Raw genomic sequence first — 26,530 nt, 5'->3', positions numbered from 1 at the left:
TCAATAACAGCATGTACTAAAGCCATTATTCCCCTTACACAGTCCATTCAATAAGGGGAATGACAATACTCACTACTTTTTAGCTGTTCCCCAAGGATCCAGCGGTAAAGGTTTATCAGTATCATGTTTAAAATGCGTTGCAGGTTTTGAAGCACGTTGTGTTGTGTGTTGTTCAGTGCCACCTTCATGGTTATTTCCCCTCACCGCGCTTTTACCTTTATTTAAAGACAATGTGGCTTGGTTATTTTTATCGTCATTCGATTTATGTCTGGCTTTAGGTACAAAATTTAACACAGAGATCGGAATAGGCTTTTTCGGTTCAAAACCTGCTATCACTTTGCGTTCAATCAGTTCACCTAAACGACTTTCAATCATACACAGGTTTTTAAAATCATCTTTTGACACTAATGATATTGCTAATCCGCTTGCACCTGCACGCCCAGTTCGGCCGATTCGATGAATATAATCATCAGCAGGAAACGGCAAGTCATAGTTAACAACAACGGGTAAATCGTCGATATCAATCCCCCTTGCAGCAACTCCTGTAGCAATAAGGTATTGAATATGGCCTTGCTTAAAATCAGCTAAAAGCTGTTCACGGATCACCTGGCTTCGGCCACCGTGAATACATTCAGCCACAATGTCACGTTTGGCTAACTGGCTAACAAGCTTTGCCGCGCCCGCTTTGGTTTCAATAAAAATTAATGCTTGTTGCCACTGATTTTGTTGAATAAGGTGACTTAGTAACGCCGACTTTTTATCTTTATCTACCGTGGTTAGCCATTGTTCGATTTTGGGTTTAGTCGCCACTTCTTTATTAAGGGTAATTTCTACGGCGTTACGTACCGCCGTTTTAGCTAACACCCTCACCTGATTAGATAAGGTGGCTGAAAACAATAAGTTTTGTCTGTCTTCCGGTAACTTTTCTAATATTTTATTGATATCTTCAATAAAGCCCATGTCTAACATGCGATCAGCTTCATCTAATACCAGCACTTCAAGCTCATCAAAATGCAAGGCACGTTGAGTATATAAATCTAATAATCTACCCGGCGTTGCTACAACGATGTCGACACCATCAATTAAGGCCGCTTTTTGTTCATTAAGGTCAACACCACCGTACATTGCCATAGATCGCAAAGCTAACCCCTGCGCATAGCGTTGAACATTTTGATGAACTTGAGAAACTAACTCTCGTGTCGGCGCTAAAATGAGCGCGCGCATTCTTTTTTTGCGAACCGTTTCAGCTTTTGCCAATTTATCTAAAATAGGCAATACAAAACTGGCGGTTTTACCTGTACCCGTTTGTGCCGCTGCAATAACATTTTTACCTTTAAGAATTTCAGGGATCGCTTTTTGTTGAATAGCGGTCGGAGTCTCATAACCTAAAGTAGTCAGGTTATCGACAATAATGGGGTTTAACCCGAGAGATAAAAATGTCATAGAGGCGCTCAAACAAGGTGAATGGCAATAATTGGAAGTCATTATAAACAAAAAAGACGTCCGAAGACGTCTTTCTTTTAGAATTTGGCGGTGACGGAGAGATTCGAACTCTCGAAAGGTTGCCCTTTACACACTTTCCAGGCGTGCTCCTTCAGCCACTCGGACACGTCACCTTAAGATTGTTTTATAGAGCCAATCAGCTCTGCGGGCGCTACTTTACGCAAATGGCACGGGTGGGTCAAGCTAAAATACCTAACGCGTTAGTGTTTGCACAAATGCTGTGCAAAATTAAGTAATTAACCCATCAACTGAGGAAATAGCCCTTTTATACCTGCAGCAATCACCTCAATCCCTAGAGACAACATTAATAACCCCATCAAACGAGTAATCACGTTAATACCGGTTTTACCTAATAGCTTAAAGATGGCTGGAGCCATATTGAATAATGCCCAACTCAACAAACCAAATACCAGCACGGTACTGAACATACCAATGAAATCGATAAATGTATTATGCTCTGCCGCAAAGACGATCACCGAACTAATTGCCCCAGGTCCTGCCATTAATGGCAAAGCTAAAGGGACAACAGCAACCGACTCCATCCCAGAAGATTCACGGTCTTCTTCTTGGTTACGTTTTACTTCACTGATCTTACCTTGCAACATCGACATTGCAATGATGCATATCAAGCTACCACCTGCAATACGGAATGCCGACAATGAAATACTGAACATATTTAAAATATGTTGGCCAGCAATGATGGTGACAAACAGAATAACCACAACGGCAAAGTTAGCTACTTTGTTAGTGTGTTTTCTTTCTAAGTCGGTTTGATGACTAGTTAAACTCACAAAAACCGGCAATAGCCCAACTGGGTTAATAATGGCCAATAGTCCTAAAAAGAACTTAATGTAGAGCATGTAATCCAATGAGGGATCCTCTAAAGAAATTTGTTTATCGCGAACAAAAAGGAGCGTTACTTTAATGTAAGTGTTCCCTTTATAGAAGTGATATTTTCTATAAAATGGTCTATTTCACATTAGAAATTTTGATATCACGTTACTGTGTTAAGTATTGCTTAGCAAAAACAAAATGTAATTAAGCTACACCTAATGATAAACATCTATCAATCCTGCAATATATAATTGCTATTTTTGCTGATATTTCAATCACAGTCTTATTTAAGGTGTAAGTAGACCAAAACATATGACCAATTTATGTAATTGGCCTCTTAATTACTGTACAATGACATGTAACAAAAAATTTCTGTTTAATAAAAATGTTAACAAGGATTTTTATGGCACTGCGTAATAAAGTTAGCCTAAAGAATAATAGCCGTAAATTCAGTAGTTCGCGAAGAAGAATGACCTATTATTTGTGGATAACCAAGCCGAATCAAGCCCGCGTCATTGAACCTGTTGATATGAACCTGCCCCACAATTTTCCCTTGAAAGAATCAGCGTAAATCCGCTAAAAAAAATGTGATGCCATTGCTGACATCACATTTTAGTACAAATCACTTTATGTGGTTATTTAGCTGTCCAGCGATCCATCCAGCCAAATACATTTTTATACCACTGTTGTAAGTTATCTTGATTCAAAATCCAATGGTTTTCGTCTGGGAACATTAACAGTTCTGACGGGATCCCTTTGCGCTGCATAAAACTAAATGCTGCTAGACCTTGACCATAAGGTACACGGAAGTCTTTCTCGCCATGTATGACTAACATAGGCGTTTTCCAGTTTTCAACATAGTTGACTGGATTAAACTTTTCATAAAGCTCTTTGTTATCTTGATATGTGCCACCGAATTCATATTCAGGGAACCACAACTCTTCTGTTACATAATACATAGAGCGCATATCAAATAAACCAGCATGGTTAATTAGACACTTGAAACCATCACTCCAATGTCCCTGAATCCAGTTCATCATGTAACCGCCATATGAACCACCCAGCGCACAGGCATTATTAGCATCTAACCAAGGTTGTTGCTCTGTCACTGCAGCCATGCCTTTTTTCAAATCTTCTAATGGCTTACCACCCCAATCTTGACTGATTGAGTCTGTGAATGCTTGTCCATAACCTGTTGAGCCATGGAAATCTACCATTACAACACCATAACCAGCGCCAGCCCATAATTGAGCATTCCAACGACCACTAAATGAGTTGCCAAATGATCCTTGTGGACCGCCATGGACTAAATAGGCAATAGGATATTTTTCACCTTCTTTATAATTTGCAGGTTTAATCCAATAACCGTGAACCGTTTCGTCGTTCCAGCCTTTAAACTTGAACTGTTCAAATTCACCAAATTGAATGTCAGCCACTTTTTCTTTGTTCACTTCCGTTAAACGGCGTAGGTTTTCGCCCTCTAAGCTTATTGTGTACAAATCACCGGGTTCAACCAAAGAGGCATTTTTGAAAATAATTTGATTATTTGTCACCGCAACAATGCTATTGCTGCCATCGTTGTAAATTGGGCGAACATCGCCAAACTGCGGATTAACTTCAAATATGGATACTTGACCAACATCTTGAGCGGTGACATATAGGGTACGGCCATCTTTACTAAAGTTTATTGAGCTTGGGCTTCTATCCCACAAAGGCGCGACTTCTTTTTCTTGACCCGTTACGGTATCAAGTAACATTAAACGGTAACGATCAGCTTCAAATCCTGGTTTGCTCATTGCTAGATAAGCCATGTAACGACCATCTGCTGAATAGGTAGGCTGTGCATCCCACGCTTTATTAGCTTCGGTTAAATTAACCGTTTCACCGCCGCTAACCGGTACTTGCCATAAATCATAATTGGTGGTCCAAGACTGATCACGACTTGGCGCTTTAGCGCTATAAACCACATACTTACCATCAGGAGAGAATGTCACTTCTTCCATACCTGAAAATGGCTTTGGCGGTGTTTCAGTATCACGGCCTTGAGTCACATTAATCGCGTCGGTAATTTTTTTACCGTTAATATTGGCCACAAATAAATGATTACGGGCATGGTCTTCCCACGTATCCCAATGACGTACCATTAATTGCTTATATTCACGTCCGGTTGTTTTACGATCTTTTTCTAGGGCAAATTTATCTTTTGAACAGGCTAAATCTTTACACTCAGGAAACACGCGCATTGTCATCACAACTTGCGTGCCATCTTGCGATAATTTATAGCCATTCACATCAAGCGGTAAGTCTGTTACTTGCTGAGCTTCACCACCATTGAGTGATAATTGAAACAGCTGACTACTGCCACTGCGATCGGCTAGAAAGTAAATACTTTTGTTATCAGCAGCAAAATTAACATCATGCTCAGTGCCAGCTGCTGATGTTAATTGTTTTGGCTTGGCTGACTTATTGGATAAATCAAGTGCGTAAAGATCAGAACTAGCCTCACCTTTATCATTAATCACTTTAACACCATAAACTAAGGTGTTACCGTCGTTGGAAACTGCATATGAATGGATTTTATTCATATTAACCAAGTGCTGAACAGTAAAAGGTTCAGCTGAATACACTGACGTTGCCATTCCTGCAGCAACCAATGCTAAAAGCACTGAAGAAGTTTTCATGTTATTGATTATCTCTTGTTATGGTGTGTTATGTTTATTTGTTGGCAGATTAACGAAAGCAAAACGCTCAAGCAACCCTTAACGAATAAAGATCCTTGAGCGTTTAAGTCACATTACTTTACAGTGACAAGCTTAAATTAAGCTTTACTGTTAGCAATATTCACTTTCCATATCGCTGGGCCGGTTTCATGGGCATTCACGCCATTTGAGTCAACCGCAACGGTTACTGGCATATCTTGCACTTCAAACTCGTAAATCGCTTCCATACCTAAGTCTTCAAATGCAACCACACGAGATTTCTTAATTGCTTTTGAAACAAGATATGCTGCGCCGCCAACGGCCATTAAATATACGGCTTTGTGTTTTTTAATCGACTCAACGGTTTGTGGACCACGTTCAGATTTACCAATCATGCCCATCAAGCCTGTTTTATCAAGCATCATGTCGGTGAACTTGTCCATGCGAGTTGCGGTTGTTGGGCCTGCAGGGCCAACAACTTCGTCACCGACTGGATCAACCGGGCCGACGTAGTAAATAAACTTACCGGTAAAATCGACACCCGCTGGTAAACCTTCACCAGAATCTAACAATGTTTGAATACGTTTATGCGCAGCATCACGACCTGTTAGCATTTTTCCATTAAGCAGTAAGGTATCGCCGCTTTTCCAGGTTTCAATTTCAGCTTGAGTCACTGTATCTAAATTAACACGGTGGGTATTCTCACCCGCTTCACGGGTGATTTCTGGCCAATCTTCAAGTGATGGCGGCACTAAATCAGCTGGGCCAGTGCCGTCTAGGTGAAAATGCACGTGGCGCGTGGCTGCACAATTGGGGATCATCACCACAGGTTTAGACGCTGCATGTGTTGGTGCTGATTTAATTTTAATATCTAAAACTGTGGTTAAACCGCCTAAACCTTGCGCGCCGATACCTAGGTTGTTAGCACGTTCAAATATATCTAAACGCAGTTTTTCTTCAGTTGTTTCAGCGCCTTTAGCGATTAACTCATGAATATCAACCGGGTCCATTAATGACTCTTTTGCCATTACAGCAGCTTTTTCTGCTGTGCCGCCAATGCCTATGCCTAACATGCCTGGAGGACACCAACCCGCACCCATAGTCGGTAAGGTTTTTTCTACCCATGCTGCAATATCATCAGATGGATTTAACATTGCCATTTTAGATTTATTTTCTGATCCGCCACCTTTGGCTGCGATCATCACCTCAACGTGGTTACCAGCAACCATATCAATATGCACAACTGATGGCGTGTTATCACGGGTATTCTTACGCGTACCGGCAGGATCGGCAACAATCGATGCACGCAATGGGTTATCTGGGTTGGTGTACGCACGGCGAACACCTTCATCAACCATTTCTTGCACTGTCATGTCGGTTTTATCCCAACTGACATTCATACCGATTTTAACAAACGTCGTCACGATACCAGTATCTTGGCACAGTGGACGCTTACCTTCAGCTGACATGCGCGAGTTAATTAAGATTTGCGCAATAGCATCTTTGGCAGCAACGCTTTGCTCACGTTGATATGCCGCATACATAGCATCGACAAAATCTTTTGGGTGGTAATAAGAGATGTATTGTAAAGAATCAGCAATACTTTCAATGAAATCAGCCTGTTTAATCATAACAGGTGTCGTTGACGATTCAGTGTTTGTAGACATATAGGGGCGCTCCAGCAGCCATGCGGCCTAACTTGTTTATCGTTTTTATGTTCAGTTGATTTAATCAACATTATTTAGGTATTAATCCTTTTATGGCCAATATGATACTCTTTCCATCCTTTTTGGGCTACAGCACTTTTTAGATAAGGTAAATTGATGAAACAGCGTGGGGATAAAACATTAACGATAACACCTTTAATGTGGGCAGGAACCACCCAAAGTTTATTCGAAGCCGTCAGTCATTTACCTTGGGCAATGTTGTTAGATTCTGCTAATGCTCAACATCAAGATGCGCGGTTTGATATCATAGCGTTTAACCCCATTGCGACGTTAATTAGCCGCAATGGCAAGGTGATATTTGAGCCCAAAGACATTACCAACAACACTCTGCAGCCTATTTTCGATAATATTGCCCAGCATCTTCAATCCGAAACACTTGACCCATTTTCAGCCTTGAAATACTGCCAACAGCAGTTATATCCCATTAAACAGGCTTGCCAGTATCCGTTCAGTGGCGGTGCTATTGGTGCATTTAGCTATGATTTAGGCCGCTCGATTGAACAGCTGCCAAACAGTGCAATTAAAGATATCGACTTTAATGAGTTGAATATTGGCTTTTATGACCAGTGCCTAGTGTATGATTATCAGCAACAACATTGGTGTTCCATCAGTTATGATAATGTTGACCATAGCAACACATTGTTCAGTATTATTCAACAGGATCCAGCGGCTAAAATTGTCAGTAAAAAGCCTGCATTTTGTTTAACCTCTGCATGGCACAATCAAACACTTAAGCAAACCTATCTCAATCATTTTCAACGCGTTCAGGCCTATTTACTCAGTGGTGACTGTTATCAAATTAACTTAACCCAGAGATTTGAGGCTACTTATCAAGGCGATGAATGGCAAGCATATAAACAATTAACTCAAGCGAATAAAGCGCCCTTTTCTGCTTTTATTCGATTACCACACCATACGGTATTGTCTATTTCCCCTGAGCGCTTTATTCAACTGGCTGGCGATAACATTGAGACTAAACCGATTAAAGGTACACTCCCCAGATTAAACGATGCCGCTTTAGACTTGTTACAAGCGGATAAATTACAAGCTTCTGAAAAAGATCGCGCGGAAAATGTGATGATTGTTGATTTACTGCGAAATGATATCGGTAAAGTCGCTTCGCCTGGCAGTGTTAAAGTACCGCACCTTTTTAGCATTGAAAGCTTCCCAGCAGTGCATCATTTGGTCAGCACCGTGACGGCCAAATTAGCACCACAATATGATGCAAGCGATTTGCTTAAAGCGTGTTTTCCAGGGGGCTCAATTACCGGAGCACCTAAAATACGCGCTATGCAGATTATCGAAGAATTAGAGCCTTCAAGACGCAGTATCTATTGCGGCAGTATTGGCTATCTCAGCCAAGATGGCACCATGGACACAAGCATTACTATCAGAACGTTGATCACTGAAAGTAACCGTATTTACTGTTGGGCAGGTGGCGGAGTAGTGGCTGATTCGAATGCAGAAGCGGAATATCAAGAATGCTTTGATAAAGTCAGCAAAATCTTACCTTTACTTCAAAAAACAAGAGGCTGTTGAGCATTGCTGGTGAAATGTTGTTGTAGATAATATTGCTAAATTTAAAACAAACAAATAAATCCGATAAATTGACTACGGCCTGTTGATCTTTTAGGGTGTTTTTACAGCGAATTATTGGTTATTTGTCCAAGGCAGAGACGTTGTAGTGTAGTTATTCTACATAAGCAGTCGATAACGCAGTACAAATGAGCAACAAACGCTAGCAACAGCAACAAAAAAGCCAGCAAGTATCGCTGGCTTTTATCGTGTTAAACAGGTTACAGACCGTTTAATGCTTCTTTACAAAGCTGGGTAATACGCGCCCAATCTTCTGCATCCACAGCATCACTTGGTGCTATCCAGCTACCACCAATACAATCAACATTGTCTAGGGCAAGATAGTCTTTGTATGTAGCAGGGCTGATACCGCCTGTAGGACAAAAACGAATGTTGGCTAATGGGCCAGAAAATGATTTAAGGGCATTAACACCACCAGATGCTTCAGCTGGGAAGAATTTAAAATGGGTGTAACCCAATTCCATCCCTACCATGACTTCAGAAATGCTCGCAACACCCGGAATTAACGGTACATTGCCTTTTATAGCCGCTTTCAGCAAATCAACGGTCGCACCTGGAGTAATAATAAATTGAGACCCAGCATCAACAGCATGCTGAAGTTGAGCTTCATTTAAAATCGTTCCTGCGCCGATTAACGCTTCTGGCACTTCTTTGGCAATTTTAGCAATCGCTTCAAGTGCACATGGCGTGCGTAAAGTCACTTCTAAAACACTGATGCCACCAGCAACTAATGCTTTGGCTAACGGTACAGCATGTTCAATCTTGTTGATCACCATAACAGGGACAATCGGGCTACGCTTAAATACATCTTGTGGTTGAAGTGACCAGTTATTGTCAGACATTCGTTACTCTTCCTTTAATTAGTAAATTTCGTCAAGCGCACTGGTGCTTCTTGCACCGGTTTCAGGGCTACTTAAGTTGCTGCGTAACGCACCAAATAATTCACGCCCCATGCCATAACTTGAATGATGTAAATCAACCAAGCTGGCTTCACGTGCATTTAATACTGATTCATCAACCAATAAGGTTAATTCACCGGTTGCAGCATTAACGCGGATTAGGTCACCGTTTTGAACTTTGGCAATCATTCCACCATCTAGCGCTTCAGGTGTTAAATGAATGGCGGCAGGTACTTTTCCTGATGCGCCAGACATACGGCCATCAGTAACCAACGCCACGCTGAAACCTTTGTCTTGTAAGCTGCCCAAGAAAGGCGTTAATTTGTGTAGTTCTGGCATGCCATTGGCTTTAGGGCCCTGACCTTTGACCACAACCACGCAATCGCGATCAAGCGCGCCTTCTTTGAATAACGCATCAATTTCATTTTGATCGTTAATCACAATAGCTGGTGCTTCTACAATGCGGTTTTTCTCAGGGACAGCTGACACTTTAATCACTGCACGGCCTAAGTTACCTTTCAGTAATTTCAAACCACCATTTTTTTGGAACGGCGTAGCCAAATGAGTTAATACTTCTTTGTCTAATGATTCAGAAATACCGTCAACCCAACGTAACTCGCCATCAATTAATTTAGGCTCTTGGGTATATTTACGTAAACCAAAGCCAGCAACCGTATTCACATCTTCATGCAATAAGCCACCATCAAGCAGTTCTTTGATTAACAAAGCCATACCGCCTGCAGCATGGAAGTGGTTGATATCAGCATGACCGTTTGGATAAACGCGAGCTAGTAGTGGTGTCGCATCGGATAAATCAGAAAAATCATCCCAGTTGACAATAATGCCAGCTGCGCGAGCGGCTGCCACAATGTGCATTGTCAAATTGGTTGAACCACCTGTTGCTAACAAAGCAACGATGCCGTTAACTACTGACTTTTCACAGACAACTTCACCAATGGGTGTGTACTGGGTACCTAGCTGAGTAAGACGACACACCTGCTTGGCGGCCATTTTGTTCAATGCTTCACGTAATGGATCATCTGGGTTAACAAATGAAGAACCCGGTAACTGTAAACCCATCACTTCTAGCATAAGCTGGTTAGAGTTTGCTGTGCCGTAGAAAGTACAGGTACCCGCACTGTGATAAGACGCTGACTCAGCCGCTAATAATTCATCTCGGCCAATTAAGCCTTGAGCAAACTTTTGACGAATACGGGCTTTTTCTTTGTTTGGAATACCCGATTTCATTGGGCCTGCTGGCACAAATAACATAGGTAGATGACCAAAACTTAACGCACCAATCAATAAACCTGGAACGATTTTGTCACAAATACCCAGTAGTAAAGCACCGTCAAACATATTGTGAGATAAGCCAACAGCAGTCGCCATGGCAATCACTTCACGGCTAAGTAAACTTAGCTCCATACCTGGTTGACCTTGGGTCACACCGTCGCACATTGCTGGCACACCAGCGGCAACTTGAGCAACACTGCCGACATCTTCACAGGCCTGTTTTAATAGCTTCGGGTAATCTTCATAAGGCTGGTGAGCAGAAAGCATGTCGTTAAATGAAGTGACAATACCAATGTTCGCTTTAGTAAACTGACGCAAAGAATCTTTCTCTGCAGGTTTACATGCGGCAAAACCATGGGCTAAGTTGCCACAACTTAACGCGCTACGATGAACGCCTTTAGCTTTAGCATCATTTAAAGCAGCCAAATACCCTTTACGAGAATGTTTACTGCGTTCGATAATACGATCTGTTACTGCCTGAACTACTGAGTGCATGTTAAGACTCCTTTATGCGCTGTAGAACACATCAACGGGCGTTTTACGCTGCGCTAATACTGCTCTAATAGGCATTTTTGTTACGTCATCATTTTCTAAAGCTTGATGATAAACTGATAATTTAGCTTCACCGACAAGGTGTAAATAAATTTGACGGCTATTTAAAATGGCATCTTTTGATAATGTGATTCTGGCATGTGGTGCAGTTGTTGGATTGACAGCCGCACACATATCTTGCGTAGTTAACGCATGATCTAATTCTTTGCTACAAGGAAACCATGAACAGGTATGTCCATCAGTTCCCATGCCCAATACCACCACATCAAAAGGACGAGGGAAATTTGCAAGTGATTCACCTGCCATTGCAGCGCCCGCTTCAGGGGTTGCAAACATATTTTTTAAACCACGGAATTTTGCATTAGCAGCGCGATTCTGAAGAAGATGCTCTCTAACCAACCTTTCATTTGAATCTTTTTCATCAGACTCAACCCAGCGTTCATCAGCTAGTGTGATGTAAACCTCACTCCATTCCAATGTTTTATGGCTAAGTAGTTGAAATAATTTCAACGGTGTTGAGCCGCCTGAAACTACTAGGCTAGCTTTACCTCGACTATCAATAGCATGTTGTAATTGATGGGCAATTTTATCGGCTAATGTCGATTCAAGACTGGCTGGCGAATCAAATGATTTAAATACAGATTCTTTAATCATGTTGGTTTCCTTATTCATCCCAAGAGCGACCGTCTTTAGTAATTAACGCCACTGACGCGACTGGGCCCCATGTTCCTGCTGGGTAAGATTTTGGACGTTCACCACTTTGTTCCCAAGCCTGAATGATCCCGTCAACCCATTTCCATGCTTGCTCAACTTCGTCGCGACGCACAAATAGCGCTTGATTACCAAGCATAGCTTCAAGTAACAAACGCTCATATGCATCGGCAATGCGTTCATTTTTGAATGTGTCAGAGAAGCTTAAATCAAGTTTAGTGGTTTGCAGACGTTGTTTTTGCTCAAGGCCTGGCACCTTATTCATCATCTGAATTTCAACACCTTCGTGGGGCTGTAGACGAATAGTTAACTTGTTTGGTGGCAGGTTACGGTAGCTTGAACGATATAAATTGTGCGGTGGGTTTTTAAAATAAACCACAATTTCACTGCTTTTAAATGGCATACGCTTGCCACTACGCAAATAAAACGGCACACCCGCCCAACGCCAGTTATCAATATCAACACGCAGCGCCACAAAGGTTTCTGTATGTGATTTGAGGTTAGCGCCCTCTTCTTCAAGGTAACCAGGAACTGGCGAACCTTTTAAGAAACCTGCGCTATATTGGCCGCGAACCGTATTTTCATAAACGTTATCTTGATTGATTGGGCGAAGTGATTTCAGCACTTTCACTTTTTCGTCACGAATATTATCAGCATCAAGTGTTACAGGAGGGTCCATCGCGACTAAACTCAGCACCTGTAATAAATGGTTCTGGATCATGTCACGCATTTGACCTGCGCCGTCAAAGTAGCCCCAACGTCCTTCAATACCCACTTCTTCGGCAACCGTGATCTGTACATGATCGATTGTGCGGTTATCCCATTTAGAAGCGAATAGCGAGTTAGCAAAGCGAAGTGCAATCAGGTTTTGAACCGTTTCTTTACCTAAATAATGGTCAATACGATATACCTGATTCTCGTTAAAGAACTCAGCAACTTGATCGTTGATCACATGGGAAGATTCTAAATCGGTACCAATTGGCTTTTCGAGTACCACACGAGTATCTGGGTGAATCAATTTTTGTGCATTAAGACAACGACAAATGGCGCCGAAGATAGAAGGAGGCGTAGCGAAGTAATTTACCATTACACGCTTTTTCGGCTCTAATAAATCATGGAAAGCTTGGTAACCTTCAGGCTGAGTAAAATCTGTGCCGATATAATGACAACGGGCCAAAAAACGCTCAAGTGTTGTAGGACAAATTTCATCCTTCACAAATGTGTTTAATGCCTTGCTAACTAGTTCAATGAACTCTTCTTGAGTAAAGGCATCTTTTGCGACACCAATAACTTTAGTGTCCTTATCCAATAACTCGGCTTTATCTAATTGGTAGAGTGAAGGTAAAAGTTTACGTCTTGCTAGGTCCCCTTTGGTACCGAACAACACAAAATCACACGCCTTTGCACCTGATGATTTGCCCATTGCTGAAAGCTCTCCTTTATTATCTTGTGCTCACATCGTCTTAAACGATGAATAAAAACACACTTTTGTTGTAATATAACAACAGAATTTAAAATATGCATCAATATTTTGAAATTAATCTCTTGTTTAGCATATAGTCATTTTGGTACGTTATCTGCTATGATTTTCAACACTCATAGACAGTAACAGAAGTTTCGCAATTGAAAGAACAATTGAAAATTTACTACAGTTGACTTTCAGAAGGTATAAAAACAACTTAATTCCCTCTATTGCACTGACTTCTGATATAAAATTACATTACCCAATATTTGCGGATGCATGATTATGAATACACTTGAAAAGGTTCAAAACAACCTGGCAAAATTTAGTAAGTCTGAACGTAAAGTAGCCGAAGTTATTTTAGCCTCGCCGCAAACAGCCATTCACTCCAGCATTGCCACATTAGCAAAAATGGCCGATGTGAGTGAACCAACAGTAAACCGTTTTTGTCGTCGTTTAGACACAAAGGGCTTCCCTGATTTTAAGTTACATTTGGCTCAAAGTCTTGCGAATGGCACACCTTATGTTAGCCGCCATGTAGAAGAAGACGATAGCCCTGAGTCTTACACCACAAAAATCTTCGAATCTTCAATGGCATCGCTTGATACAGCCCGTCAAAGCCTCGATATCGCCGCAGTAAATAAAGCCGTAGATATCTTGACCCAGGCCAAAACAATTTCATTTTTTGGTCTAGGCGCCTCCTCTTCTGTTGCCCATGATGCACAAAACAAATTCTTCCGTTTTAACGTGCCTGTTATCTGTTTTGATGATGTACTCATGCAACGAATGAGTTGTATTAACTCAAATGAAGGTGACGTTGTGGTGTTAATTTCTCATACAGGTAGAACTAAATCACTCATTGAAATTGCACGTATTGCGCGTGAAAACGGTGCAGCGGTTATTGGTATTACCGCGCGTAATTCACCTTTATCACTTGAGTGTACTTTGCCTGTCACCATGGAAGTTCCAGAAGATACTGATCTGTATTTACCAATGGCATCTCGATTAGCACAATTAGTGACCATTGACGTACTGGCAACAGGCTTCACACTGCGCCGTGGCCCTCGCTTTAGAGATAATCTAAAACGCGTAAAAGAAGTACTAAAAGAATCACGTGTTAACAAAGATTTGACTATTTAATCAACAATTACGCATATTTTGACTGTGAGTTACAACAAAATTATCTTTATGACATTTGTTCTGTCATAGATAAATAATTCAAATCAAAGGCTGATCACTTAGGTGTTTTAGCCTTTTTTTATGAAAAACCTTTTCTCTGTCACAAAATATACACATTAAATACTGATATTTTGTTTGTAACTTTACTACATTTGACATAAATCTCTGCTACTATATATCCATCATTTTTAGTACCAGAATCAAAGCGTACTTTTAATAGCCAATTTTAATCTTTCCTTTAAATTTAACGGAGTATGTCATGTTCCGCAGAACTAAAATCGTTACCACTCTAGGCCCAGCAACTGACCGCGATGATAATTTACGTAAAATTATTAAAGCCGGTGCCAACGTTGTTCGTATGAACTTCTCTCATGGTTCTCCAGAAGACCATTTGAAACGCGCTAACGATGTACGTGCTATTGCCAAAGAGTTAGGCAAACATGTTGCTATCTTAGGCGACTTACAAGGGCCAAAAATTCGTGTGTCTACATTTAAAGACAACATGAAAATTAAGCTTTCTTTAGGTGACAAATTCATTCTTGATGCTGATTTAGCCAAAGGTGAAGGCGATCATCAACAAGTCGGTATCGACTACAAAGAATTACCAAGAGACGTCGTTATTGGTGATATTTTGATGCTGGATGACGGTCGTGTGCAATTACGCGTAGACAGCGTTGAAGGTAACAAAGTTTTCACCAGCGTTACGGTTGCGGGTCCTTTATCAAACAATAAAGGTATCAACAAGCAAGGTGGTGGTTTAACGGCGCCTGCATTAACTGAAAAAGATATGGCTGACATTAAAACAGCTGCATTAATTGATGTTGACTATTTAGCGGTATCATTCCCACGTACTGGTGCTGATTTAGACTTAGCGCGTAAATTAGCACTTGAAGCGGGTAGCAATGCACTGATCGTTGCAAAAGTAGAACGCGCTGAAGCGGTTGCAACTGATGAAGCTATGGATGATGTTATTCGAGCATCTGATGTTGTTATGGTTGCCCGTGGTGACTTAGGTGTTGAGATTGGTGATGCTGCATTAGTTGCCGTTCAGAAACGTTTAATTCAACGTTCACGTCAATTGAACAAAGCTGTTATCACAGCGACTCAAATGATGGAATCTATGATTTCAAGCCCAATGCCAACTCGTGCAGAAGTGATGGACGTTGCTAACGCAGTGTTAGATGGTACTGATGCGGTTATGTTATCAGCCGAAACAGCTGCAGGTGACTTCCCTGAAGAAACCGTTAAAGCCATGGCAAACGTGTGTGTTGGTGCTGAATCTCACCCAAGCGTGAAAGTGTCTAAGCATCGTTTAGAGCAAAGCTTCACCTCGATTGAAGAAACCATTGCGCTGTCTACTATGTATGCAGCAAACCACCTTGAAGGTGTTAAAGCCATTATTTCGTTAACCGAATCGGGTGCAACGGCGAAACTTATGTCTCGTATTAGCTCTTCATTACCGATTTTTGCCCTATCACGTCATGAAAAAACGTTAGCAAGAATGGCAATGTATCGTGGTGTGCAACCAATGTTCTTTGACTCAACTGCATATGGTGCAGACGAGTTAGCGCGTGAAGCATTAAACACTATGGTTGCAGCTGGCTACTTAAGCAGTGGTGACATGGTATTAATGACCAAAGGCGATGCAATGGAAACGATTGGTGGAACCAATACCTGTAAAGTACTTGTCGTTGCTTAAGTGCATTAATGGCTTAAGTGAATAACTGACTTAAGTAATGAGCAGCAACATCTAAACATTTGGTTTAGGTACTTTGCTAAAATCAAAACGCCAATCATATGATTGGCGTTTTTGTTTATTTGAAAACTTCAACTTGAGATCATTGATTTATTTCAAACTCATTTTTGGACATAAACGTTTTAGAAAAAGCTGTGTTTCAATTTACTTTTTATAAAAGTTTACCTTGCCTCCACTAAATTATAACCGTTACAAACAGACTTCAAAAGACTTAATAGTGATCCGCTCCTCCGCCTAGATCTGTTAATACAGCCATGAACTCACTGTTGTTTTTTAGATAGTCAGCCGATGGGTAATCCATAAACTGCATACAGATCATTTTTTCTATTTCAGTATCTTGTGCATTGCATTCACGAAAAGCTGCAATCCGATCTTCAAGCGCACGTATTGCGCATACTCCTTCCAAAGTTTTAACATCTTCCTTGAATTCAAATTTGAAATTTGAAAATGAAGCTCGCTGCGCTTCTATTAGCCCAAAAAATAAGTCTCAAATGATCTCAGCTGTTCGTTTTTATGGTTCAGCTGTACTTCAGCCCTAAGCTCTGTATTAGCTTGATTTTGTGGATTTAAGGACTGAATCAGCAATACCAAAGAGACAAAGCTAAGCAGTGGACTAACAAGCCCATTAAAGAAACCACCAAAATCAACCCAATCAGAGAGCTGTTCTGAGAGCTCATACCCCAGATTAAAATAAAACTGGAATACATAAGAAGTAACGACAACAACCATCAAACAGATAGCTGCAATTGAGTACCTATTAAGCATCGATAATACCTTCAACAATATATTTGATTACTACAAACGCCACTTGGAAAAACGCTGAGCGAGTGCTCAGCGTTTTAGTTGTGTATACTTCTATATATCGCCCCTTTATCGTAGGATTAAAAAGTCACTCGAGCACCTAATGCGTAACGGCTGCCGTACTGACGAGCAAATAGGAATTGCTCTTCAAATCGACCATAGCCTTGCTCAACTTCATTATTAAGGTTTATCCCCTCAAGGAAGACCGTTATATATTCGTTAATATCATAGTTGATACTGGCATCAAGCTGACCAAAATCCTTAGCATACTGTGGTGGCGCATCTGCTGACCCCTGAGATTGGCCTACACCAATAAGGTAACTATCACGCCAAGCATAAGTGAACTTTACCGATAATCCATCTTTCTCATAGAAAGCTTGGAAGTTAGCAGAATTACCTAAACCTTCAAGAGGTTGTTGTTGTGCTAGGCTATAAGGATCAAACTCAACATATCCATCGACAAATGTGCCATTAGCGCCAAGACCAAACCCCGACTCACCAAACACATGTTGCAACGCTAACTCGATCCCCTGCACTGATTTTTTATTACTGTTTATTGGGCTTGTTAGATCCCAGACAATTAAAGGATCTGAATCTAACGGTACAATCTGACCGTCAGCATTACCATGGCCATTAGAAATCATTTGCGCGAAAATGCTATTTTCATTAACGGAAGTACCTGCACTCTCGAGCTGTGAAATTGCCTCGAGATAACGTGGACTATTGTATACATCGTGCAGTCCGTCGATGGTAGTTTGCGAAGTCGAGCGTGAAACAAAGTTATCGACATCCTTGTGGAATAACCCAATCGCTGCATAACTTGCATCGGCATAGTAGTATTCCAAAGACAAGTCTAAGTTAAATGATTCCAGAGGTAGAAGCCCTGGATTGCCACTTCCCCCTCGACGAGCAACAATTTTAGGGCTACCACTTAAGCTTCTGCCTGCAACCATATCACCCAATAACGGGCGGGCAATGGTTTTGCCTGCAGAAAAACGAACCACTACGTCTTCAATCACTTCGGCGTCAATGTCTAACATAGGTAGCCAAACATCGTAATCACCAGTTTGGGTAAGATAATTATCATCTCCCCCATCAACATATTTCATGATCCACTCGGTAGGACTCGCCCAAACCACTTGCTCTTCAACTCTTTGTTTAACCGTGCTTGAGGTATCAGTTTGTTCATACCTTACACCTAAATTAACGTTCACACCGACATCACCAATGTCAAAACCCCATTTTGTGTTCAAATATAACGCAAGCAGGACTCAAGCTAAAAGACTTAAACCAGCGGCGTGGTGTCCGAACACAGGTACTCGAACTTGATGTTCAGTGGCAACGACATAAGTGCCGCATGGTGTTGTTTTGGCAAAAGAAAGACAAGCGTTACCTGTGGTGGCTGACTAATTTGCCGCGTGAGGAGTTTAGCTGTAAAGATGTTATGAAACTGTACCGAATTCGCTGGCAGATTGAGCTGCTATTCAAAGAGTGGAAAAGTCACAACAACCTAAAAAAATTTGTTACGCGTCAGCCACATCTGGTCAAAGGGTTGATTTGGGCTAGCCTGCTGAGTTTACTCATCAAGCGTTATATCGGCCGTGTCGCCCAGAGGTTGAAGAAAGTGCGTTTATCTATGTTTAAAATAGCCAAATCTACCCAAGGTTGGTTCGAGCCCATAATGAAATCGTTGGCAAGAAAATCAATAATTCAATTGAAGGCTGATCTGGGTTGGGCAATAACATTTATCATTGCAAACTGCTGTCGAGCCCAACAATCAAAATCTAGGCAAGACAACAGCTTGGAGTCGATATTGGAACATTTAAATGCTTAAGGTTCAGGCTATGAATAACCAATAAGCGAACTTGCTTTCAAATAGAATACTCCTGTCATAGCCCGAGTGAAAGACGCTGGTTTATTATGCGAGCATCAAAGATAGATCAAAATGATTATCTTGTTATTACACATCAAAACATCACTGAAAGAAAACTAATCGAAGATAAAATGGCTAAATTATCGCGTCTTGATGGTTTAACTAACATCGCTAATCGACGTTTTTTTGATGAGTTTTTAGAACATGAATGGTTGAGCTGCAGAATCCTGAAACAACCTCTTTCACTGGCAATTATCGACGTTGATAATTTTAAAATGTTAAATGACACTTATGGCCATCAACAAGGAGATGAGTGTCTAAAATCAATAGCAAATATAAGGCCAGGGGACATAGCTGCTAGATACGGAGGTGCTGAGTTTGTTTTATTATTTGGTACCACATCGCTTAAGGAAGCTGAATCATTACTTTATGAGTTTCAGCACACTATTCGCTTATTAAAAAACCTCCCTGAACTCCCTACATTAAGCATAGGGCTTGCATCAATCTACCCTTCGAGTGGAAATGATACCAAAACCCTACTGTGTAAATCTGATGAGCTAATGTACTTAGCAAAGCGTAAAGGTAAAAATCAACTATGTAGTCATTTAATCTCGTCGTAGTTCATAGTTTTCTGAGTTGCCATAGTGTGATTAATAAGCTATTCGACCTTAGCGTCATTTATTGCAAGCGAAACATTATCGTATTTTCCATGAACGCTCATATCACGATGGGAAAAAGTGAGTTGTGCCGAAAATTTAGATTAAGGTGTTCAGTTGAATTTATTAGCCTCAGCTCGATAAGTTGACAGTTGTTGTGGTTGAGTTAGCCTCAAACTCATCAATTGGAATGGGTTTACTAAACAAGTAACCCTGATAATGACAACAGCCTTCCGCTAGCAATATATCGCGTTGTTGTTCAGTTTCTACTCCCTCGGCAATAATATCTAAACCTAAACTGTCAGCCATAGCAATAATAGTCCGCACGATAGCGCGATCATTTTCTTCGACGACAACATCACGAACAAACGATTGGTCTATCTTGAGCTGATCAAGCGGTAGGCGTTTTAGATATTGCAATGAGGAATATCCTGTTCCAAAGTCATCAAGCGAGAATTGCACACCAAACTTTTTCAGGGCGAGCATGGTCTGAATCGTTGCATCAAGATTCTGTAGTAACATACTTTCAGTGAGTTCAAATTTTAACCGTTGTGGATTAATACCAAATGGCTCAATGATAGATTGAACTTTTTGGGCAAAGTCGGGTTGGTGGAATTGTTTTGCACTTACATTAATCGACAACATAAAATCACACATATGTTCCTGTTGTTGCCACAATTTTAGTTGAGCGCAAGCTGAGTTAAGTACCCATTCACCAATTGGTATGATAAGCCCTGTTTCTTCAGCAAGAGAAATAAATTCAATAGGCGATACCAAACCACGCTCTGGGTGATGCCAGCGTATCAGAGCTTCAGCACCCAAAGGCCGATTTGATTTATCTACTTGAACTTGGTAGTAAAGCTGGAACTGTTCACCAGAAATGGCACGACGTATGTCATTTTCAAGTGTAGAGCGAGCATTGATCTGGTCTTGCATTTTTGGGTTGAAAATACATATCGCATTGCGACCATCATGTTTAGCCTGATACATGGCAATATCGGCATGTTTGATTAATACTTCGGGGGAAATATCATGATCGCTAAACATTATGACACCGATGCTACAACTGCTATGGTATTCATGTTCTTCAAGTTGATAGGTCTGACTTAGGCTTGATAAAATCTTGTTTGCCACTTGTTTTGTATCTTCAGTGGCTTTATCAAGGTCTTTATGCAAAGACTCTAGTAAAACAACAAACTCATCACCGCCAAGGCGAGCAACTGTGTCATGTTCACGTATTGTTTCTTGTAAACGATCTGCCACCTGCTGTAATAAAACATCACCAAGTTCATGCCCAAGCGTGTCATTGAGGGTTTTAAAATGATCGATATCAAGGAACAGCAAAGCCCCTTTGTGTGCTGTCCTAGCGCTCAAAGCCAAGGCCTGTGATAAGCGATCCATGAATAAGCGTCGGTTGGGCAATTTTGTTAAAGGATCATGAAATGCCAATGCGTGGATCTCATTTTCGGCAGCTTTATTGGCGGTAATGTCGGTTAGGGTCGCGACATAATGGGTTACCTGATGTTGATTATTCATTACCGCAGTGATGCTGAGGTGCTCTGGATAAATTTGACCGTTTTTACGTTTGTTCCATACTTCACCTTGCCATGCCCCCGTTGTGTTAATGCTTTTCCACATAGCTGAATAAAAGTTTTCGTCGTGTCTTCCGGAGCTAAACATGCGAGGTTTTTTACCAATCACGTCAATTACTTCGTAGCCAGTGATGGCTGTAAATGACTGGTTGGCACGGAGGATAATGCCATTGACGTCTGTTACAAACATGCCTTCTTGAGACTCAAATGCAATGGCTGCAATCCGCATTTCTTGCGCTATTTTTTCACGCTCAGTAATGTCGATAAGCACACAATGGGTTTTTACAAAGTTTCCCTTTGTGTCTCTTTGAATTCGACCATTTAATATTACGGTAATAAGCTGGCCATCTCGCTTTTCTAGTGTTAATTGAGTGCTAACATGGCCCGCTTTTTTAAATGACTTAAATTGGCAAGGAAATTGATCCTGAATTTCATCCATCCAAATTTCACCAAATGTTATTCCTAAAATTTCTTCTCGAGAATAACCCAGCATGTCACAAAGCTGTTCATTGGCATCAATAAAGCGCCCCTCTGCATCTAAAGATTGATAAGCAATGGGTGTTTGTTGAAATAATTCTCTAAAGCGAGATTCACTTTCTACAATCTGTTGCTGTACTTTTTTACGTTCTGTAATATCAGTAAACACGGTGGCAAATTGATTAGCCATTGGTGAAAAAACTGAAATATTAAAATGGCGTTGTAGTGGTTCAAAGTAAACCTCAAAACTATAAGGCTTGCCTGTTTTAACTACCTGAGCATAATTTTCCAGAAAAGGGGCAGGATTTAAGCCATAAACCTCAGTCGCTAATTTACCGCTTGCGTTGATTGATGTTATTCCCGTTTGAGCTTCAAAAGCGCGATTTACCTCGAGTATACGATAGTCTATAGCTTGGTTATTCTCATCGTAAACCAGCTCATGTAATGCTAAGCCCTCGCTCATATTTTGAATAAGTGATTTGAATTTGACCTCACTTTCAAAAACGATATTTTCAGCGTGCCTAAGTTCGGTGAGATTCAAGCCGAAGGCAAAGTTTTGATCATTAAGGGTCGTGAATCCCCATAAAATATTTTTCTTTGAACCGTCCTTGCAAGTGACGATAACTTCCATTGGCTCAATATCTGATTGGGCTTTAATTGCCTGATCAACTTTTAATAACCATTCCTCACTTATTTGATCACGATAGCTTTTATCTGGATAAGCTAAAGGCCACCATGTTGCAGCCGAAGGCACTTCATCGATGGTATAGCCAAATAACTTAGTAAAGGTAGGGTTAATGTAGGTTGCGACTTGCTCTACATCAGAAGACACATAGACCGCCACTGGAATACTTTCTATCATGGCTTTGAAGGTCGTTTCGTTTGCCTTTAATGCTTCTCGTGCTTTTATCTTTTCACTTATATCATGGGAAAATCCAATCGTTCCTACCAGTTTACCGAACGAGTCAATTAGCGGGCTTTTGAATGTTTCAGTATAACGAGTCTGACCGCCCTCTATTACAGGCTCTTGTTCAATATGTTTTGTTGTTTGAGTTGATAACACTTCTTCATCATCAAGTTGATAATGCTCTGCTAACTCTTTAGGCCAAATATCAAAATCAGTTTTCCCCAGTATCTGGCTTGCATCAGTCAACTCCAAGAGAACGGCTAATTTCTTATTTATATTAAGATAATGGCCATTAGTATCTTTCTGCCAAATTAAAAATGGGGCATTATCTAAAATGGCTCGTATGCTCGATTCACTTTGCTGTAATGCTGTCTTGGCAAGATAATGCTGCCCAGTAATCGTGAGTAATAATATTTGCAATAACCCGCTGAAAAGTAATCCAATAAGTAATATTTGCCATGCCAAAAGCGTTAGATGAGACTCAATATAATGGCCTGTTGGAATAAGGGTTAATTGCCATGTACGACCACCAAAATCAATATCGGTTTGCCATTGGTATTCTTGATTCGTTGAACTGGATTTTACATGTGAACTAAATAAAGTTTTGTCAGTATTCAGAGCATGTTTGTCTTCAAGTCGTATTTCTATATCTTCCATCAAACCTTGTGAAAACAGAAAATGCATCATATTTTCTATGCGCACCGAGGCCACGGCAAAGCCAGATATGGCATCTCTCAGTGTATTATTTACAGGTGCGATAACTAATATCGAAGTACTTGGTTCTGTATCTTGAACGAGTTTAATCGGTGATGTTATTGCTAGCTGTCCCGTTTGAAGTACCTGTGTGATGGCTTTGAACCTAACTGGATCTGAAGCAATATCGTAGCCTAAAGCTTTTTTATTGGGTTCAAAGGGAGATATATAAGTTATAGGTGCATAGTGATCACGGATTTCAGCGCGAACGATATTGCCTTGTACGTCCTTTTCGGTAATTTGAAATGTAGGCATGTTTAAGTGTTTAGCTAACTGAGTTTCAAAATTTGCTCGTTCAGGGGCAGAAAAATACTTGTTCCAACCGATCCCATGCAAGTCTGGATGTAGGGTGAATAGCTCGCGTGTATAGCTTTCAAATTTAGTAAAGGTGAGATCTGGGTACATTTGCATCAAGTTACTAAGCGATATCACGGTTTCTGTAAAACCAATGAGTTTGCTTTTAATATGATGTTCTAGCCCAATGCCAGTGTTTTGCATCCGGTTTTTGATTTGATGGTTTTCACTACTAGCGACATAGAAAAAAATAGGAAAAACCATTAATAATGAGAGCAAAGTGGGAATGATTACAGTCCGCAAGCGATATTTCGCAAGTACCTTATCACGATATAGAAGGATAAGTGCGATAGGGGCAAACAAAAGTACGCCAGTCGTGTCACCAATCCACCAATTTAACCAGCTTGATGCAATATAATCCGTAGAAATAATGCCAAATAAATATAACGTAATGTTAGCCCAAGTCGATGAGGCCAAGCTCGCCAAAGGGGACGCTAATGTTAAAAATAGTACAATTTCGCGAAACGTTGTCAGCGCTTTCCAATTGATTTGTGAAATGTTTACCAGATACAAGGCGACTAACGCCTGAATACTTGCACCTATTGCAATTAATAGCGCAATAAAAACTGACTGTATCTCGAAGGCTTCACTGCTTCCTGCTACCCAAAGGTTTAGAAAAAATGAACCCAGCCACACTCCTGGTAATAATCGAATTCCGCCATATAGGATTGCGCTAACTGCGATACCAGCAGCAGGAAATATTGCTGTTGCGTAACCAGGAGGCATAGCAAGCTCTAGACCTGCTATCCCCAGTACAAAATAGATAGTCGCCAGAGTTATAACTTGGATGAAAAGTTTTAAGGAAATACTAGAGTTAATCGTCAATTATGGATGCCTCCAGTCCTTAATATTTCAAAAAATCATTTATAGAATATAGTTGTAGTCGCTATGTTGAGTCTCTTTAATATTATTTTTAAGTTGAAAAGAGAACATAGCTTGCTAAAGTAACCTCAAAATTAATCTCCCCCCCGATTTAAAAACACATCAAAAAACTTAACTAAGTGGATTTGATTACAATAATCTAAAAACTAATATAATCAAATACACGTTCTGTATCTTCCATCAACTGCTTACACCTTATAGTGTGCAATATCCGACTCCATTGACTCAGCTAATCGGGCTAAATCTTCGGTAGCCGCGCTACTTTGTTTAGCCCCCTCTGCGGTTTGGTCTGAAATGTCACTGATGTTAGTGATATTAATATTGATCTCTTCCGTCACTGAACTTTGCTGTTCTGAAGCGGTCGCAATTTGAGCATTCAAGCCATTGATTTCTTCTATACTACTCAAAATACGTTGCAGGGCATCTTTTACTAACATCGATTGCTCAACACTTAATTTCACTTGCTCGGTGCCACTTTTCATTAGCTGCATCGATTCTTGTGAACCTTGCTGTAATCGCTGGATCATTTTCATGATTTCTTCAGTAGAGTCTTGTGTACGTTTGGCAAGCGAACGCACCTCATCAGCTACTACTGCAAAACCTCTGCCTTGTTCACCTGCTCGCGCGGCTTCAATAGCGGCATTAAGTGCCAGTAAATTTGTTTGCTCTGATATCCCTTGAATAACATCAACCACACTGCCAATTTCATCTGAATGTTGAGCGAGCAGGGTCATTGATTCGCTGGCTCTAACTAAATCAGTCGCAAGAGCATCGATCACAGAAATACTCTCATTTACAATCGCCTGTGCTCCATGTGCAGCAGAATTAGCTTCTTCAGATACAGTTGCCGCACCAGCAGCACTTTGAGCGACTTCACGAACAGTGGCAGAAAATTGATGAATAGCGGTAGCAATTAATTGTGTTTGCTGCTGCTGTTCTAATACATTCCGTTGAGTTTGCGTCGCGACAACGGCATTTTCTTCAGCAGAGCTGGCAAGCCGTGAGGTTGACTGATGTGTATTGATTACCGCACGTTGAAAATCGGATGCGATACGATTGACATGTTCGGCAATGTGAGAAAACTCATCATTTCCACCGAGGTTGATTCGTTTGGTCAAATTACCTGAGGCAATTTCAACAGCAGTGCTTTCTAGCTGAGTAACCGCCTGATTAACTCGCTTAATAATGAAGCTTGAACTCGATACGATAACTAACATGCTCAGTCCAGAAAAAATCGCTACTAACCATATGTAAACGGCTGTATTGGCTTGCGATGCTTCAAAGCTCATTTTGCCTTCATTAATTTGTATATCCAAAAATGACTGAGCTATCGCACTGATATCTTTAAACAAGGGATTAATTTGCGTGAGTAAGATGAGGTTAGAGTTTGTATAATCGCCTTCACTTAATGCCGCTATAGCAGGCTCAAATCCTTTGTTAGTCACATTGTCGAGTAACTTGACTAATTCATTGATCTGCTGGCGTTCAGAGTCATCAAGATCTGAGCTTATAATCTCATTATCAACAATGTTATGCAGTAACGCGATTGACTGCTGAGATGCTTCAATATGTACCGACAAGGGATGACTATGCATCTCGTAAAATTCATTAGTTGGATTGTGTTGAAACCCTAACAGTAAACCACTACGCGCTTTTTCTAGTTCGTTAAGTATTTTACCTGCCCGAATACTGTGCTGCATTCCTTGCTTATAAAGATCCCCGATAGACGCTCCTGAATCCTGCATGCCTGTAATGCCTTCGTAACCTAAAAATGCAAAAGCCACAATTATCAGGGAAATGTTCAATTTGAGCTGAACTCTCACTGATTTGAACCTGTCAAAAAAACCACCTGTTTTAGTTGTATTATCGAGCTTACCTTGCGCTAATGACGGTTCCAAAGTTGACATAATATCTTCTCTTTATACTTTGTTATTTTTGATGCTAACTAATTATGAGTACTCAATTTAAGATAGACCCACTGATATAAAACATCGACTCAATACAGGATAAGTTGAGTTAATTCA

Annotated in this window: 18 protein-coding genes, 1 tRNA gene and 1 pseudogene; 6 read left to right on the top strand and 14 right to left on the bottom strand. The window is 40.7% G+C overall.

The window, feature by feature from the left end:
* Positions 1-72: 72 nt before the first annotated feature.
* The 3 genes from NE535_RS14095 to NE535_RS14085 all read right to left on the bottom strand — a co-directional run bounded on the left by NE535_RS14095 (position 73) and on the right by NE535_RS14085 (position 2,363).
* A complete protein-coding gene (locus tag NE535_RS14095; RefSeq protein WP_261299256.1) occupies positions 73-1,443 on the bottom strand; it encodes a DEAD/DEAH box helicase in 1,371 nt (456 codons plus the stop codon).
* 85 nt (positions 1,444-1,528) lie between these two features.
* A tRNA-Ser gene (locus tag NE535_RS14090) sits at positions 1,529-1,616 on the bottom strand.
* Between the two features lie 123 nt (positions 1,617-1,739).
* Positions 1,740-2,363, bottom strand: coding sequence for a YchE family NAAT transporter (locus NE535_RS14085; protein WP_371931110.1), 624 nt, complete (start codon positions 2,361-2,363; stop codon positions 1,740-1,742).
* Positions 2,364-2,740: 377 nt separating this feature from the next.
* On the opposite strand from NE535_RS14085, the gene NE535_RS14080 reads away from it, so the two are divergent.
* Positions 2,741-2,908, top strand: a complete 168-nt coding sequence (locus NE535_RS14080; RefSeq protein ID WP_261299254.1) for a hypothetical protein — start codon at positions 2,741-2,743, stop codon at positions 2,906-2,908.
* A gap of 64 nt (positions 2,909-2,972) precedes the next feature.
* Here the strand turns inward: NE535_RS14080 and NE535_RS14075 are convergent, their stop codons facing one another.
* Positions 2,973-5,018, bottom strand: a complete 2,046-nt coding sequence (locus NE535_RS14075) for a S9 family peptidase (RefSeq protein ID WP_261299253.1) — start codon at positions 5,016-5,018, stop codon at positions 2,973-2,975.
* Between the two features lie 137 nt (positions 5,019-5,155).
* Positions 5,156-6,703, bottom strand: coding sequence for a fumarate hydratase (locus NE535_RS14070; protein WP_261299252.1), 1,548 nt, complete (start codon positions 6,701-6,703; stop codon positions 5,156-5,158).
* Positions 6,704-6,859: 156 nt separating this feature from the next.
* Here NE535_RS14070 and pabB point away from each other — a divergent pair, with 156 nt between their 5' ends.
* The gene (gene pabB / locus NE535_RS14065; RefSeq protein ID WP_261299251.1) at positions 6,860-8,302 is read left to right on the top strand and encodes an aminodeoxychorismate synthase component I; all 1,443 of its coding nucleotides are present in this window, start codon (positions 6,860-6,862) and stop codon (positions 8,300-8,302) included.
* Positions 8,303-8,559: 257 nt separating this feature from the next.
* Here pabB and NE535_RS14060 read toward each other — a convergent pair whose 3' ends face one another.
* Genes NE535_RS14060 through zwf form a run of 4 tightly spaced genes read right to left on the bottom strand, consistent with a single transcriptional unit; the run spans position 8,560 to position 13,237 of the window.
* The gene (locus NE535_RS14060) at positions 8,560-9,201 is read right to left on the bottom strand and encodes a bifunctional 4-hydroxy-2-oxoglutarate aldolase/2-dehydro-3-deoxy-phosphogluconate aldolase (protein ID WP_261299250.1); all 642 of its coding nucleotides are present in this window, start codon (positions 9,199-9,201) and stop codon (positions 8,560-8,562) included.
* A gap of 18 nt (positions 9,202-9,219) precedes the next feature.
* The gene (gene edd / locus NE535_RS14055; protein ID WP_261299249.1) at positions 9,220-11,046 is read right to left on the bottom strand and encodes a phosphogluconate dehydratase; all 1,827 of its coding nucleotides are present in this window, start codon (positions 11,044-11,046) and stop codon (positions 9,220-9,222) included.
* A gap of 12 nt (positions 11,047-11,058) precedes the next feature.
* Positions 11,059-11,757: a 6-phosphogluconolactonase gene (pgl, locus tag NE535_RS14050; protein ID WP_261299248.1), complete on the bottom strand. Its 699-nt coding sequence runs from the start codon at positions 11,755-11,757 to the stop codon at positions 11,059-11,061.
* Between the two features lie 10 nt (positions 11,758-11,767).
* On the bottom strand, positions 11,768-13,237 hold the full coding sequence (zwf, locus tag NE535_RS14045) for a glucose-6-phosphate dehydrogenase (RefSeq protein WP_261299247.1): 1,470 nt from the start codon (positions 13,235-13,237) through the stop codon (positions 11,768-11,770).
* Positions 13,238-13,561: 324 nt separating this feature from the next.
* On the opposite strand from zwf, the gene NE535_RS14040 reads away from it, so the two are divergent.
* Both NE535_RS14040 and pyk read left to right on the top strand, forming a co-directional pair.
* Positions 13,562-14,416, top strand: a complete 855-nt coding sequence (locus NE535_RS14040) for a MurR/RpiR family transcriptional regulator (RefSeq protein WP_261299246.1) — start codon at positions 13,562-13,564, stop codon at positions 14,414-14,416.
* Between the two features lie 298 nt (positions 14,417-14,714).
* Entirely contained in the window at positions 14,715-16,154 is a 1,440-nt protein-coding gene (gene pyk, locus NE535_RS14035; protein ID WP_261299245.1) for a pyruvate kinase, read from the top strand.
* Positions 16,155-16,422: 268 nt separating this feature from the next.
* Here pyk and NE535_RS14030 read toward each other — a convergent pair whose 3' ends face one another.
* The 3 genes and pseudogenes from NE535_RS14030 to NE535_RS14020 all read right to left on the bottom strand — a co-directional run.
* Positions 16,423-16,617: a hypothetical protein gene (locus tag NE535_RS14030; RefSeq protein WP_261299244.1), complete on the bottom strand. Its 195-nt coding sequence runs from the start codon at positions 16,615-16,617 to the stop codon at positions 16,423-16,425.
* A 62-nt stretch (positions 16,618-16,679) separates the two neighbouring features.
* Positions 16,680-16,976 carry a hypothetical protein gene (locus NE535_RS14025; protein ID WP_261299243.1) on the bottom strand — a complete coding sequence of 99 codons (297 nt, stop codon included), beginning with the start codon at positions 16,974-16,976 and terminating at the stop codon, positions 16,680-16,682.
* A 116-nt stretch (positions 16,977-17,092) separates the two neighbouring features.
* Positions 17,093-18,274: pseudogene (locus NE535_RS14020) on the bottom strand (TonB-dependent receptor domain-containing protein); the annotation flags it as partial.
* Here NE535_RS14020 and NE535_RS14015 point away from each other — a divergent pair.
* Complete coding sequence (locus tag NE535_RS14015) at positions 18,256-18,846, top strand: transposase (protein WP_261299242.1); 591 nt, start codon at positions 18,256-18,258, stop codon at positions 18,844-18,846. The pseudogene NE535_RS14020 and the gene NE535_RS14015 overlap by 19 nt on opposite strands.
* 86 nt (positions 18,847-18,932) lie before the next feature.
* Entirely contained in the window at positions 18,933-19,505 is a 573-nt protein-coding gene (locus NE535_RS14010) for a GGDEF domain-containing protein (protein ID WP_261299241.1), read from the top strand.
* A 168-nt stretch (positions 19,506-19,673) separates the two neighbouring features.
* Here NE535_RS14010 and NE535_RS14005 read toward each other — a convergent pair whose 3' ends face one another.
* Together NE535_RS14005 and NE535_RS14000 are read right to left on the bottom strand one after the other, a co-directional pair.
* On the bottom strand, positions 19,674-24,449 hold the full coding sequence (locus NE535_RS14005; protein ID WP_261299240.1) for an EAL domain-containing protein: 4,776 nt from the start codon (positions 24,447-24,449) through the stop codon (positions 19,674-19,676).
* Positions 24,450-24,694: 245 nt separating this feature from the next.
* Positions 24,695-26,413 (bottom strand): methyl-accepting chemotaxis protein, encoded by a 1,719-nt coding sequence (locus tag NE535_RS14000; RefSeq protein WP_261299239.1) that lies wholly within the window; start codon positions 26,411-26,413, stop codon positions 24,695-24,697.
* Positions 26,414-26,530: the final 117 nt, after the last annotated feature.

It is taken from the genome of Shewanella holmiensis, assembly GCF_025370255.1.
GTDB lineage: Bacteria > Pseudomonadota > Gammaproteobacteria > Enterobacterales > Shewanellaceae > Shewanella > Shewanella holmiensis.
The sequence above is the reverse complement of the archived record's forward strand: the minus strand, read 5'-3'. Positions and strand labels throughout refer to the sequence as shown.

Excerpts from the sequence above, each read along its gene's own strand:
- NE535_RS14095 (WP_261299256.1), bottom strand. The coding sequence starts at position 1,443 with ATGACATTTTTATCTCTCGGGTTAAACCCCATTATTGTCGATAACCTG.
- NE535_RS14085 (WP_371931110.1), bottom strand. The coding sequence starts at position 2,363 with ATGCTCTACATTAAGTTCTTTTTAGGACTATTGGCCATTATTAACCCA.
- NE535_RS14080 (WP_261299254.1), top strand. The coding sequence starts at position 2,741 with ATGGCACTGCGTAATAAAGTTAGCCTAAAGAATAATAGCCGTAAATTC.
- NE535_RS14075 (WP_261299253.1), bottom strand. The coding sequence starts at position 5,018 with ATGAAAACTTCTTCAGTGCTTTTAGCATTGGTTGCTGCAGGAATGGCA.
- NE535_RS14070 (WP_261299252.1), bottom strand. The coding sequence starts at position 6,703 with ATGTCTACAAACACTGAATCGTCAACGACACCTGTTATGATTAAACAG.
- pabB (WP_261299251.1), top strand. The coding sequence starts at position 6,860 with ATGAAACAGCGTGGGGATAAAACATTAACGATAACACCTTTAATGTGG.
- NE535_RS14060 (WP_261299250.1), bottom strand. The coding sequence starts at position 9,201 with ATGTCTGACAATAACTGGTCACTTCAACCACAAGATGTATTTAAGCGT.
- edd (WP_261299249.1), bottom strand. The coding sequence starts at position 11,046 with ATGCACTCAGTAGTTCAGGCAGTAACAGATCGTATTATCGAACGCAGT.
- pgl (WP_261299248.1), bottom strand. The coding sequence starts at position 11,757 with ATGATTAAAGAATCTGTATTTAAATCATTTGATTCGCCAGCCAGTCTT.
- zwf (WP_261299247.1), bottom strand. The coding sequence starts at position 13,237 with ATGGGCAAATCATCAGGTGCAAAGGCGTGTGATTTTGTGTTGTTCGGT.
- NE535_RS14040 (WP_261299246.1), top strand. The coding sequence starts at position 13,562 with ATGAATACACTTGAAAAGGTTCAAAACAACCTGGCAAAATTTAGTAAG.
- pyk (WP_261299245.1), top strand. The coding sequence starts at position 14,715 with ATGTTCCGCAGAACTAAAATCGTTACCACTCTAGGCCCAGCAACTGAC.
- NE535_RS14025 (WP_261299243.1), bottom strand. The coding sequence starts at position 16,976 with ATGCTTAATAGGTACTCAATTGCAGCTATCTGTTTGATGGTTGTTGTC.
- NE535_RS14010 (WP_261299241.1), top strand. The coding sequence starts at position 18,933 with ATGCGAGCATCAAAGATAGATCAAAATGATTATCTTGTTATTACACAT.
- NE535_RS14000 (WP_261299239.1), bottom strand. The coding sequence starts at position 26,413 with ATGTCAACTTTGGAACCGTCATTAGCGCAAGGTAAGCTCGATAATACA.